Source organism: Citrobacter sp. wls711, from assembly GCF_005281055.1.
GTDB lineage: Bacteria > Pseudomonadota > Gammaproteobacteria > Enterobacterales > Enterobacteriaceae > Citrobacter > Citrobacter gillenii.
The window spans coordinates 1-12,417 of record NZ_SZXC01000048.1 but is presented as its reverse complement, the minus strand read 5'-3'; the positions used below and the strand labels follow the sequence as shown (position 1 = coordinate 12,417).

Here is a 12,417-nt window from a genome sequence, read left to right as displayed (position 1 = left end):
CGCTAAAGCCGTTTGTTTGCATCGTGATAGACGGCTGAATGTTCTCGCTTGCCTACCGCGACAACAAACACAATCACAACTTCATCCCGAACCTGGTACACCAGACGATAGCCGGACGATTTAAGCTTAATTTTATAGCAGTCAGGAAGACCGTTTAAACAGGCAGAGTCAATTCTGGGGTTCAATAGCACATCAGCCAACTTTTTCTTAAGCTGAGCCTTCACTGTATCGCCCAGCTTATGCCACTCTTTTAAGGCCCTCGGGTCGAATTCCAGTTCATAAGTCATCCAGACTAATCTTGATTCCCTTTTGCGGACTAGACAGCCTCTCCCGAACTGTCTGAATCAGTGCATCTTCACTATCGCTAAGAGTGACGGTTTTCACTGGCATGCGCCCCGTTTCCGCGACGTACTGGAACAGTAATCGCACGGCTTCCGTTGGAGTAATGTTCAGTTTATCCAGCACGGCATAAGCCTCATTTTTGAGTTTGTCATCCAGACGGACGTTCAGCGTGGCCATTATGCCTCCGGTAGAATCGAATGTGTAATGCAGTTTAGCATTACATTCGCATTACATCGAATTATGGATAACACCTCTCAAAAACGACTGACGCACTCCATGGCGACCGTTTTGAACTCGGTAAAATTCTGACACGCACAGAGCCGCGTCATGGCGCGTTCACGCAGGAAGGTGACGAAAATATCGTAGATGGCCATCGCTTCTTCATACTCGCTTTTACTGATGGCCAGCAAGAAGATCACGTGTGCGGTTTCGTCTCCCCAGGCGATGCCCTGCGGGGCGAGCACCGTATAGACCACCGTTTTTTTAGCCAGCAAACCGAGGGAGTGCGGCAGGGCAATACTGTCACCCAGCAAGGTGCTGACGATGGCCTCGCGCTCAACGACGGAGTCGAGAAACTCCGCATCGACAAAGCCTTCATCGTGCAGCTGGCCGCATAACGTGTTGAACAGCGTCTGTTGATCCATCGGTTCGTCAATAATGCGAAAATGGGCGGCGTCGAAGAACTTGTTCAGCATCCACGGGCGGGTGCGATCCACCAGCACCAGCTTACCAATTTGCTCCAGCTGATAATCAGTGGGGAACGGGGCGATCATCACCACGGGCTTATCTTTTTCATTTATTCGCGCAGTAGAAATCACGAAGTCTTCGCTGATGGCGTCCCGTTGCTCGTAGTCGCGCAGCGTCACGGTGCCGACAATCTCAATCTGCGGATATTTACGCGCCAGCACCGCTTCAATCATGCGCGCCATGGCGTTTCCTGCGTCGCAAACCAACAGCACACGAGGCTGTCGCTGGTAACCAATGTTGTAACTACGTTCCAGCCCAACGCCAATGTGCAGCACGAGGAAGCCAATCTCATTTTCGCTAATGGTATACGGGGTGTATTTCCCCCACCCCGACACGGCGGCCAGCGTCATGTCCCATGCCATCGGATAGTGCTGTTTAATATTTTCCAGCAGCGGATTGGGGATCATGATCTGGTAGCGTACCCGGGTGATCATGGTCTTAATATGAGTCAGTAGATCGGCATGCAGTTGCCGATCGTTCATCAGGTTGTAATTGTACTGGGTGTTGATAAAACGCAGGATGTAATTGACCAGCGCTTCGTCATCATCGGCGTTAATCGCGCTGGGGGCGATATCCTGTACCTGACGGGCGGCGATATGTACCTTCAGCCAGTTCTCCTCAAACACGGAGAGCGGTTTGTCTGCCAGCTGGTGCAGGACTGAAGCAATTTCCCGCGTCGCCAGGCACACCTCATGTTCCACCTCTTCTGCGGTAAATTCCGGCAGCGGATAGCCCTCGCTAATCCGGCGTACCGCCACCGCACAATATAAGCGCAGAAAGAGTTCACCTTCGTCGGTCAGGCGAATATGAAAGCGGGTAAAAATATCCTGTAAAACCGGCTGCAGCTGTTGCGGGACGCCCGCATTTAGCGCCTCTTCAATCACCAGTGGATGGGCCGGGTCCTGCTGCGCCAGCGTCCACAGAAGATCGGTCAGACAGGCGCGGATCGCCATCTCACTGCCAAACAGCTTCATCCCATGTCGGGGGCGCGTTTCCAGCGTCAGTCGATAGCGTTGCAGGTGCTCACGCACGTCTGCCATGTCGTTTTGCAGCGTCGCCCGGCTGATGAACCATTCATCAGCTAAATCTTCCAGCTTCAGCGAAAAAGCCGATGTCAGAAAACGAACCACCAGCCAGTGTACCCGTTCCTGGCTGGTACGCGGAATGCACAGCAACCGCTCGGGCTGCTGCGTTTGTAACGTCTGGTAGCGTGCCGGATCGTCAATGTTCAACTGATAACCGTTGCCCCGGCTAAGGACAAACTGCGCGCCATACGGGGTGAGAAGCGCGTTCAGCGCGGTAATATCCGCCCTGACCGTGCGTGTGGAAACCGACAACCGCTGCGCCAGCTCATCCTGCGGCAGCGCCTCGCTTTGCAGCATGCCAAACAGCTGCGCTAAACGTTGGTTGGGGAATCGCACGTCAGTTTCCTCACTAGTCAGTTAACCTACGCAGGCCCGGGTCATTGCCAGCAGCTGGCGCACATCGTCAGGCCGGGTGTTGCCGCTCACCTTATCAATAATAGAACTATAAATGTGAGGAATGATTTTGCTCACGCCGGCATCAAGGGCAATCTGCAGAATCTCAGTAAAGTTGTCCAGGTCGATACCGCCCGTAGGCTCCAGCCAGAAGTCATGCCGGGCGCAGGCTTCAGCCACCGCCTGATATTCGTCGCGGCATTGCAGACCACCCATCGGAAAATATTTAATCGAGCTGCCGCCCATGTCTTTCAGCAGTGCAATGGCGGTTGCCACCGGTACCACGCCATCTGCTGACTGGCTGCTGAGCGGGCCGGTGGAGATCTTCACCCAACCCGGCGTACCGGTTGGCGAAACCAGACCGTTGACCACCGTTTGAGATTGCCCCAGCAGCGCCCGACTGGTCGCCACGCCGGTAAACACCTGATTGACGTGCTGCGGCTGCACCTGACGGGAAATTTCACTGACCATCGCCGACTGGTTCGGATCGCCCGCCCCGAGACCAACGGACAGCGCATTGTCGATAAGCGCCGCGTATTCACGCATATCCGCCACCGCGCTTTCAACGCTCGGGTAATTTTTGGACAGCACGCCGACCAGCACATGGCCTTCGGCCGCCGCGTAAATATCGCTGGCGTTCTCTTTTGACCCCGCCAGCACGTTCAGACAGACGCGATCGCGATAAAAATCAGGCGTCAGTTTCATGCTTTTTTCTCCTGCCCGGTCACGTCCGCAATACGACGCGCCACTATCTCCAACTGCGCGCGGTCTACACTGCGCACGTCCGCTTCAATAATACCTTCGTTGGCTTTGTAGCCACGGAAGTAGATCGCATACTCGCCCTGCTTAAGCGCCTCAACCAGCTCGCCGGTGGCGATCCCGGTTACCGCTTCGTCAAACTTAATTTCGGTACGTGCAATGTCGCGCCCTGCGCTATCCCACACCACGCGCGCACTGACGCCATTGAAGGTATTCAGCGTATTAATAAACGGCGTCATTTTTTCGACCATCTCCGCGCCGCTCTCTTTCTGCGCGCTGAGGTACAGTTCGATGGCGCAGGTCAGCCCGAGAATGCCCTCTTTACCGACCTTCATCGCCCGGCCAATGCCCGCCGTCTGGCGTTTCACCCACTCCACATACTGTGTTTTACCAATCACCAGGCCGCTGGTTGGCCCTTCGATCGCCTTGGCGCCGCTGTAAATCACCAGGTCCGCACCGACACGGTAGTAGCACTGCAAATCTTCTTCCGCCGCCGCATCCACAATCAGCGGCAGATTATGCGTACGTGCGACCACGGCGGCCTGCTCTACGCTGAGCATGCTTTTTTGTACGCAGTGGTGCGATTTGATATACAGAATGGCCGCCGTGCGCGGCGAGATGGCGGCTGTCAGCTGCGCCGCCGAGCATTCATTGGCGTAGCCGGCCTCGACTAACTTGCCGCCGCCAAGCGCCACCATGCTGCCAACCGGTGCGCCAAAGTTGACGTTATGGCCGCGAGGCAGCACGATTTCGTTGTTGTCGATTGGCGTGGCGTGCAGGTTTTCCAGCAGCCAGTCGCTGTCTTTTACCAGCACAGCCGCCACTGACAGGGCAATCCCCGCAGAGGCACAGGACACCACCGTGGCGCCTTCCACCTCGAGCAACTTCGCGATGTAGTCTCCGGTTTTATTGACCAGATCTTTCATTTCGAAGTACTGATTCATCCCCGCCATCGCGGCCTGTACCACTTCGGGTCGTGGCGTAGAGACCCCAAGCGCCGTCATGCGCCCAGAGGTATTAATAACCTGTTTTAAATGGTATTTCTCAAAAATCGAAGGCATGTTCCGCGCTCCCTTGTTCGGTCATATAGCCCTTGCCTGCACGTATTGCAGCAAGCGGTACCAGCAGTTGTTCAGCCTGCAGGCTGTCGTTTTCGGCATCGACCAGCACGGCGGGCTGGCGCTTCAGCGTAAAGAGGGTGAGATCGGCATCCAGACCGACCTGAAGTCGGCCTTTATTTTTCAGGTGCAGGCCGTCGGCGGCACTGGCGGTCACGCACTCGATGACCTGCGGGAGCGACATACCGATGGCGAGAAATTTCGACATTACATTCGCCAGCGAATGCACCGGGCCACTGATGCGGTTGCGGCAGTAAATGTCTGAGCTGATGGTGTGCGGCAAAATACCTAAGCTAATAGCGCGTTTCGCCACCGCAAAGCTCAGGCTGGCGGTACCGTGTCCGACATCGAGGCGTACGCCGCGCGAAATCGCCCGCGTCACCGAGGCCCGCAGTTCGCCTTCTGGCGTCAGAATACGGTTCGGTTTACCGTTATAGCAGTGGGTAATAATGTCGCCCGCCGTCAGGCGTTCGGCTACCTCATCCAGATCCGGCGGGTTGTTACCGATGTGCACCATTAGCGGCAGGTCACCATTCTGCGCTTGCATGGTTTTGGCGTAGTCCAGCGGGGTAATGCCATTTTCGCCGACCACGCTGCTGCTCATTCGCGCCTTCAGGCCGACAATAAAATCCGGGTGACGTTGCACCGCCTGCTTCACCGCGTCAGCGTCGATATTAGCCATATTAGCCAGCTCGTTTTGCGCAATCAGCCCCACGCGGGAAATATTCAGCAAGGCATAAACATCGGTGGTCGCTTCACGGGTTAAGGTATAGAAATCATCAATATCATCAGCGCCGGTGCTACCGGCATCCACCACCGTGGTGACGCCGGTGGCAATCCCGATGCTGTCGGGCTGGTCATGATAAATCGGGGATTTCGGGTAGCAGTGGACGTGAGAATCAATCCACCCGGCGCTGACGTAGCACTCACCGCGTAAATCGACAGTTTTCACCGCCGGATCGGTTATCTCGCCCAGCGCCGCAATTTTGCCGTCCTTGACCGCAATATCGCTCACCGTATCGTCTACCAGACGCGCATGGCGCAGGAGTAAATCAAACATCACACTCTCCTGTAGAAAGAGGAAATCGGTTGCCGGATGGCGACATAAATGTCTTATCAGGCCTACAACGAGTACGATGCTGTAGGCCTGATAAGCGCAGCGCCATCAGGCAATTAGCTAATCGCAATCGGGAAGATGGAACCGAGGATCATGGCCCCAAGGATCGCACCGCCGGTGATCGGTTTCTGCCACAGGTAAAACAGCAGCGCCCCGGCCAGAGAACCGACGCCGATAGGGATGGAAGCCGTCATCGCGCTGAGGATGATCAGCGGTCCAAGGAAGCGACCTGAGGCGTTACCGGCTCCCATCATCACGTCCGCCCCGTAGGTCGAATCACTCTGATTGATGGTGAACTTACGCGCCAGAATGATGATGTAGCCAATTGCCAGGCCAATCACCAGACCGGTGACCAGCGAGGCAGCAAAGTTAGCGACCGGGAAAATAATGCCAGCCCCCAGCAGCAGTGCCGGCACGCCCAAACCAACGCCGGTCTGGATGGCCCCGCCGATGTCCAGGATACCCACCAGCGAACCTTCAATAATGCGGGCAAACAGGAAGCTCGCACCAAACGCCGCTACCGCCCCGTAAGAACCGGTGTCCATTCCCGCTTTCAGCATTGCCACAAAGGCCACTTCGTTAAACGCACCGATGCCATACAGGTAGTACATGTGCGTGCCGGCAAAGACGCCGGAGGAGAGCAGGCCCACGAAGATCGGGAACGACCAGTCGGCGAACCAAAAACCTTTATTCTGTTCCATTGTGGCCTCCGTTACTTGCCGCTGAGTGAGTTGTGGATCAGTTCCAGCCAGTTCGGCACGGTCAGATGGAAGGATTCGATCATCTTCATATCGAAGCCGCGGAAGAAACCGCTCAGCACGAACAGTGCGACGATAGCCACCATCATCACTTTAGTGACGTGGTTCCAGCCGCTCTCTTCGACGCCTTTACCAATCAAAATACCGAGTACCAGACCCGGTACGGCGTTGCCCATAATCAGCTGCGCCGCGCCACCAAAGACGGTCGCCCAGAAGCCTGATTTCTTGCCGGCATCAATCGCCGCCAGCCAGAAGATCACCGGCATCACGGTGTTGACCAGCAGGTTTGCCGCCGGTACCAGCACCTTCACGGCAGTAACCTGCAGCGCCGCCGGTACGGATGACGCGGTGAGATTCAGGAAGGTGACGACAATCATGCCGATGACACCGCAGGCAATCGCCATGCGTCTGGGGTCATGCAGCGTTTCACCGACATTACGGTTTTTAAGCATCAATGCCGCCGCACCCCAGTTAGGGATGATGCGGTGGTCAACGTCCTGCGTGAACGCCCCCGCCGCAACGGATGAAGCCCAGGCGTTAAAGAAGAAGCCCAGGCCGAATGAGAAGTGAGAAGCAGGATCCCCTTCACAGGAATTCAGCTCCCCCAGAGTACGAAACGCGCCCATCCCCTGAGAGGTAGGCGCATGAAACATGCGTGCAGCCCCAGCGCCGACACCTACGCCAACCAGCGCGCCGATGATGAGCGATTTTATTAATATTATCAGGAACATAATTATGCCTTTTAATAGTGAATCAGCGTTGCGTGACGAAATCCACCTTCTCAAGATTGATGGCAGTCACGTTGACGGTCACATCCAGCTCCACGCTGAAAGTGCGTCTTTCGCGGCGCAAAAAGAGGAATAAGAACGCCTCTTTACGCACCGTTTCACGCGCTTGAACAACCTGCACATCCTGTGGCTCAATACGCAGTAAGATATGCGGTGACCCTTTCATCACCGCGGCCTGAACGTGGTTCAGGGCATCGGCAAAGGCGCGCGCTTTGGCGTCACCCTTACCCGTGACTCTCACCGTTGTGGTGAATTGCTCTTTCATGCTTAAGCGCCGTATTTCTTTTGCCACGCCTGCACCAGGCGCTCGCCGAGCTCTTCTTTGTCCATAAAGCCGAATCCCAGCACGTTACAACCTTCGTTGATGGCGGTGACGCCCTCTTCAACCGAACGCATACCGTATTTGGCTTTGTAACCATATTTGGTCTGCGCGGTGATAGCCCCCGCGCCGCCGCTGCCGCAAAACGAAATGCCAAAGGTGGCGTTTTCCGCTTTCATCATGTCACCCAGCTTCATATCTGCCGCCACGCCCGGTACCACGACCGCACGTCCGCCTGCTTTCTCAACGCCTGCCGCCACTTTCTGGCCTTTACCCAGACGATCGCCAATCACCACAGTAATCTGTTCCATCTTGTGCTCCTTAAAGGTTCTCTTTTGCGACTTCAAAATGTACCGACAGCAGCCAGGCCTCTTCTTCAGGTAGGTTGCCAAACTCCGCCACGATGTCGCGGGCAAGTGCCATTGATTCGGCAGATATTTCATCAAATAAGCTGGCATCGACTTCAGGTAGCGGTTCACCCGTCACCGAGCGGTGCGCCATGGCACGAACATGCGATGTCAGCATTTGTTCCTGTACGGCATTGGGAATGATGTGGCGTGCGCGCAACAGGGCATACACCTGCGCCAGCATGCGTTCGGCCAGTTCACCAGACGGTGTCACCGATTCCCCCCTGTCATTCATTACCGCTCCGTTATTCACTCGTCATACCCCACTAATGGCTCTAAGCGTAAACTAACGGTGGAGGTTAAAAGTTTGTAGCGAGTTGTTTTCCACTTCGAAGTGGAAAGGTGAGCAACGATAGTGATCTGTGCCGCAAAAAGGGCGGGATTGGTTATTTATCGCCTGGATAACGTGATGGGGATCGCACGAAATAGCAGGGAAACCGCAAGCGGCAGGAAAAACGGGTTGGCGTTAAAAGTTAAAAAATGTGATGGGTATAGCGTTTACTTATGGGGGGCGCTGCCGGATGGATACGCTGTCGCGTCTTATCCGGCCTACGACGTCGCGCAGGCCGGATACATAAATTAACGGTACTTCTTATGGTAAGCGTTGCGGGTGGTTTTTAGCTCCTCCGCTGCCGCTTTCGCCTCTTTGACTTTACCTTCGTTCGCCAGTTTTAACGCGCCGTCGATCTGGCCGATCAGCGTGTCAAAGCCGTGACGGAAATCTTTCATCTCCGGGCTGTCCGGGGATTTAGTTTCCAGCTTCGGTGGCGTTCCTTTTTGTGCATCCTGCGCGGCTGCACGCATTTTGGTTAACGCGTCTTTCAGTTCAGTGGCGTTATCCGTTTTTTCCACGATTTTCAGGTTGTCGTTGAGGATCCCCATATCGTCTTCGAGATCGGCTGCAAACGCAGATGAACCCAAAACCAGCGTTGAAGCCGCGACGATCGCTAACAGGTGTTTACGCATTGCTCACTTCCTTTTTTATTATTAAGAATAACGCCAGATACCCGTAATAATTCACGCCGCAGCTCGAAGTATGACGGGTATTACTGCCCGGCGATTTTCATCTCCGGCAGTAGCACAGAACCACACTGTATATTACTGCGCGTTTCAATATCGTTACCGACGGTGACAATATTGCGCCACATGTCTTTCAAGTTACCGGCAATGGTGATTTCACTCACCGGGTACTGAATTTCACCGTTTTCGACCCAGAAACCCGCCGCGCCGCGCGAATAATCGCCGGTGATACCACTCACGCCCTGCCCCATCAGCTCGGTTACGACCAGACCCGTGCCCATCTCTTTGAGCAACTGCTCGAAGCTTAGACCTTGTCCGGGAATACGCCAGTTATGAATACCACCGGCATGACCGGTGCTTTTCAGTCCCAGCTTGCGGGCAGAATAGTTGGTCAGCAGCCACTGAGTCAGGACGCCGTCTTTGATAATATCGCGACGTTCCGTACGCACGCCTTCGCTGTCGAACGGCGAAGAGGCCAGCCCTTTCAGCAGATGCGGGTGTTCTTCAATGGTCAACCATTCCGGCAGAATTTGTTGGCCCAGCGAGTCCAGCAGGAAGGTAGATTTACGATACACCGAGCCACCTGCAATCGCCCCGACCAGGTGCCCAAACAGGCCAGTCGCCACTTCATTGGCGAAAATAACCGGTGCTTTCATGGTGGACAGTTTACGCGGTGACAGACGGGATAAGGTGCGGCGCGCACAGTCGGCCCCCACCCATTCCGGCGTTTGCAGATCGCCGATTGCGCGGCCAATGGTGTAGGCGTAGTCGCGTTCCATATCGCCATTTTCTTCGGCGATCACGCAGCTGGAGAGAGAATGACGCGTGGAGCAGTAGCCCTGCAGCATTCCGTGGCTGTTACCAAACACTTTGATGCCGTAGTGGCTGTTAAAGCTGCCACCTTCGGTGTTAGTAATGCGCTTATCGGCCTGCAACGCCGCTTGTTCAGCACGTGCCGCCAGTTCGATGGCTTCGTCAGGCGAGACTTCCGCCGGGTGGAACAAGTCTAAATCTGGCGCATCAAAGGCCAGCAGTTCTTTATCCGCCACGCCTGCGCACGGGTCCGGGGAGGTGTAACGAGCAATATCCAGCGCAGCCTGCACGGTGCGCGCAATCGCCTGTGGACTTAAATCGGTGGACGACGCACTACCTTTACGGTTCTGGTGATACACCGTAATGCCCAGCGCCCCGTCGCTGTTGAATTCTACGTTCTCCACTTCACCATAACGGGTGCTGACGCTAATACCCGTCGTCTTGCTTACGGCGACTTCTGCACCGTCCGACTGAGCTGATGCTAATTCCAGTGCTGTCGAGACTGCTTCTTCCAGAATCTTACGCTGCGCTTCAACTTGTGAGATTACTTTCATCGCAAATGCCATAATGTAGAGAGAGTTTCTCTGAAGTCTAACAGAGAACCGTTTTTCAGTGCGCATCTTAACTGGTAACATTAGCCTCTTTTTTTAAGGAGCCTGACATGACTAAGCAGCCCGAAGACTGGCTCGACGACGTTCCCGGTGATGGCATCGAAGACGAAGACGATGAAATTATCTGGGTCAGTAAAAGTGAAATAAAACGTGACGCCGAGGAGTTAAAGCACCTGGGCGTGGAACTGGTAAAACTGGGGAAAAACGCGCTGGATAAAATCCCGCTCGATGCGGATTTACGTGCCGCCATTGAGCTGGCTCAGCGTATTAAGATGGAAGGCCGTCGCCGCCAGCTGCAGCTGATTGGCAAGATGCTGCGTCAGCGCGATGTCGATCCTATCCGTCAGGCGCTGGATAAGCTGAAGAACCGTCACAACCAACAGGTTGTAATGTTTCATAAGCTGGAGCAGCTGCGCGATCGTTTGATCGTTGAAGGTGATGATGCGGTAGCGGAAGTCCTCAGACTGTGGCCGCACGCCGATCGCCAACAGCTTCGTTCTCTGGTTCGCAATGCGAAGAAAGAGCTGGAAGGCAATAAGCCGCCGAAATCAGCACGTCAGATTTTTCAGTATTTGCGTGAGTTGGCAGAAAACGAGGCCTAACAAAAGGCTCAGGATTATAGTCTGCACTCATAAAGTGGGACAGCGGCTTTCAGGGCCTGGGTTCGGTATTCTACCGGGCTCAGGCTTTGTAATTTAAAGCTCATCCGCTCGTTGTTGTAGTAATGGATATTACAAATAACGGAGTTCAGCCCGTAATTCTTCGGGATAGTGCTTTTCCAGTCCCGCATCGGTAAGTGGGGATGTTATTGGTTGTTTTGACATTGGTTTGCCCCAGCCGTGTTTTATACTCAGAAGTCATTTCTGGTCTTAGAATTTGTACACTTTGACCCAGTACGGGACAACACTTTCATTTGCGATGTGAAATCGTGCCGCTGATTCGCGCATCTTAAGTTCTTCACAGAGTGAAGCTCAGACAACAGTTTTCCGAAATTCAGGAGAATAATTGTCGTTTTTTAGGTAGCACCATCAATGCCGTGTAATTGCAAGGCTCTGACCAAGCGAGGAACTGACGTTATTTTAACTCCAAAGCATTCTACGATTCGTCGTGTCCCATCATTACCGGAGAGGTAGCGTCAGACAACAGACTCTCTGGTTTCGAGGGAATATTTTGGATTTGCCATAAAAAACTGGAGCGTCCAACTTTTGGGGTGCAGTCCGATTTCATACCAGAGCCTTTAATGTAGTTCCAATTACCTCACATACTTTCCCTTCTAATTGTATATATCAAAACAAATGTATACATATAACATTCATATTCAGACCAACTTATCACACAGCCAACAACAAATACATTACCAATATGTGATACATAAAAAAATTCACGCGAAAAATAAATTCATCAAAACAATAATTATCTAGGATTTATATAAACACATCTAACTTTCGGGCGTAAATCCTAAAAAAATAACAAGGAAATCCTTAAAAAAAGACATTACCCATTGTTTTTAAAAGCAAAAAAAAAATAAAAACAATCACACCCACAACAGATAACAGAATTGAACTAACAAATGAGAACTTTATAATCCGCATAATGTTAGACGCAGAAGCCTTATTACATACATTTACAAGGATGTATCGCATTAGAGCAACCGCATCCTATCAGGAATAAATCAATCATTGCGATGCTTTGTTTTTTTACAAAAATATATACATGGAGATTATCAATTATGAATTTTAAACGCAGCGCGCTTACTATCGTTGTTTCATGCGCATTATTACCGAATGTTGTTTTTGCTGGACCTGACGATAATGCAACCGAAAAATATGTTGATGATGCAGTGACAGCTGCCACTCAAACCCTGGAAGGGGAAGTAACAGCCAACGCAGCGGCAATTGCAACCAACACTACAGACATAGCAGCCAATACCGGCGCTATTGCCGATAACGCTTCGGGTATTGCAACCAACACTACAGACATAGCAACCAACACCAGCGCTATTGCCGATAACGCCTCGGACATCGCAACAAACACCACGGATATTGCAACCAACACCAGTGCTATTGCCGATAACGCCTCGGATATCGCAGACCTTGACACCCGTACCACGGCCAACACTACAGACATAGCAGCCAATACC

15 protein-coding genes and 1 pseudogene are annotated in these 12,417 nt (G+C 53.3%); 2 read left to right on the top strand and 14 right to left on the bottom strand.

All coding sequences use genetic code 11. The features are described 5' to 3' along the window. Positions 1-2 precede the first annotated feature (2 nt). From FDW98_RS14480 to pmbA, 13 genes are all read right to left on the bottom strand, one after another. Positions 3-287 carry a type II toxin-antitoxin system RelE/ParE family toxin gene (locus tag FDW98_RS14480; RefSeq protein ID WP_096758513.1) on the bottom strand — a complete coding sequence of 95 codons (285 nt, stop codon included), beginning with the start codon at positions 285-287 and terminating at the stop codon, positions 3-5. Further along, positions 277-519, bottom strand: a complete 243-nt coding sequence (locus FDW98_RS14475; RefSeq protein WP_096758514.1) for a type II toxin-antitoxin system RelB/DinJ family antitoxin — start codon at positions 517-519, stop codon at positions 277-279. Before FDW98_RS14475 ends, FDW98_RS14480 begins: the two co-directional genes overlap by 11 nt. A gap of 77 nt (positions 520-596) precedes the next feature. After that, positions 597-2,510, bottom strand: a complete 1,914-nt coding sequence (locus tag FDW98_RS14470; protein ID WP_096758515.1) for a BglG family transcription antiterminator — start codon at positions 2,508-2,510, stop codon at positions 597-599. 21 nt (positions 2,511-2,531) lie between these two features. Beyond that, positions 2,532-3,272 carry a KDGP aldolase family protein gene (locus FDW98_RS14465; RefSeq protein ID WP_096758516.1) on the bottom strand — a complete coding sequence of 247 codons (741 nt, stop codon included), beginning with the start codon at positions 3,270-3,272 and terminating at the stop codon, positions 2,532-2,534. Then, on the bottom strand, positions 3,269-4,387 hold the full coding sequence (locus FDW98_RS14460; protein WP_096758517.1) for a DgaE family pyridoxal phosphate-dependent ammonia lyase: 1,119 nt from the start codon (positions 4,385-4,387) through the stop codon (positions 3,269-3,271). The genes FDW98_RS14465 and FDW98_RS14460 overlap by 4 nt, the downstream gene beginning before the upstream one ends. Continuing rightward, positions 4,371-5,504 carry an amidohydrolase/deacetylase family metallohydrolase gene (locus FDW98_RS14455; protein ID WP_096758518.1) on the bottom strand — a complete coding sequence of 378 codons (1,134 nt, stop codon included), beginning with the start codon at positions 5,502-5,504 and terminating at the stop codon, positions 4,371-4,373. Before FDW98_RS14455 ends, FDW98_RS14460 begins: the two co-directional genes overlap by 17 nt. 113 nt (positions 5,505-5,617) lie before the next feature. Then, positions 5,618-6,262, bottom strand: coding sequence for a DUF4310 family protein (locus FDW98_RS14450; RefSeq protein WP_096758519.1), 645 nt, complete (start codon positions 6,260-6,262; stop codon positions 5,618-5,620). An 11-nt stretch (positions 6,263-6,273) separates the two neighbouring features. After that, positions 6,274-7,050, bottom strand: a complete 777-nt coding sequence (locus FDW98_RS14445; RefSeq protein WP_096758520.1) for a DUF4311 domain-containing protein — start codon at positions 7,048-7,050, stop codon at positions 6,274-6,276. 22 nt (positions 7,051-7,072) lie between these two features. Beyond that, on the bottom strand, positions 7,073-7,372 hold the full coding sequence (locus FDW98_RS14440; RefSeq protein WP_096758521.1) for a DUF4312 family protein: 300 nt from the start codon (positions 7,370-7,372) through the stop codon (positions 7,073-7,075). A 2-nt stretch (positions 7,373-7,374) separates the two neighbouring features. Beyond that, positions 7,375-7,737: an SFCGS family glycine-rich protein gene (locus FDW98_RS14435; protein WP_096758522.1), complete on the bottom strand. Its 363-nt coding sequence runs from the start codon at positions 7,735-7,737 to the stop codon at positions 7,375-7,377. A 10-nt stretch (positions 7,738-7,747) separates the two neighbouring features. Beyond that, the gene (locus tag FDW98_RS14430; RefSeq protein ID WP_096758523.1) at positions 7,748-8,068 is read right to left on the bottom strand and encodes a glycine dehydrogenase; all 321 of its coding nucleotides are present in this window, start codon (positions 8,066-8,068) and stop codon (positions 7,748-7,750) included. A gap of 344 nt (positions 8,069-8,412) precedes the next feature. After that, positions 8,413-8,799 carry a cytochrome b562 gene (gene cybC / locus FDW98_RS14425; protein WP_096758524.1) on the bottom strand — a complete coding sequence of 129 codons (387 nt, stop codon included), beginning with the start codon at positions 8,797-8,799 and terminating at the stop codon, positions 8,413-8,415. An 80-nt stretch (positions 8,800-8,879) separates the two neighbouring features. Beyond that, entirely contained in the window at positions 8,880-10,232 is a 1,353-nt protein-coding gene (pmbA, locus tag FDW98_RS14420) for a metalloprotease PmbA (protein WP_096758525.1), read from the bottom strand. A 95-nt stretch (positions 10,233-10,327) separates the two neighbouring features. Between pmbA and yjgA the strand changes: the two genes are divergently transcribed. After that, the gene (gene yjgA, locus FDW98_RS14415) at positions 10,328-10,879 is read left to right on the top strand and encodes a ribosome biogenesis factor YjgA (RefSeq protein ID WP_096758526.1); all 552 of its coding nucleotides are present in this window, start codon (positions 10,328-10,330) and stop codon (positions 10,877-10,879) included. A 14-nt stretch (positions 10,880-10,893) separates the two neighbouring features. On the opposite strand, the pseudogene FDW98_RS23760 reads toward yjgA, so the two are convergent. Further along, positions 10,894-11,007 (bottom strand): annotated as a pseudogene (locus tag FDW98_RS23760) (IS3 family transposase); the annotation flags it as partial. 999 nt (positions 11,008-12,006) lie between these two features. Between FDW98_RS23760 and FDW98_RS23675 the strand changes: the two are divergent. Beyond that, positions 12,007-12,417: hypothetical protein (locus tag FDW98_RS23675; RefSeq protein ID WP_249935704.1), on the top strand; the 411-nt coding region annotated here is incomplete at its 3' end.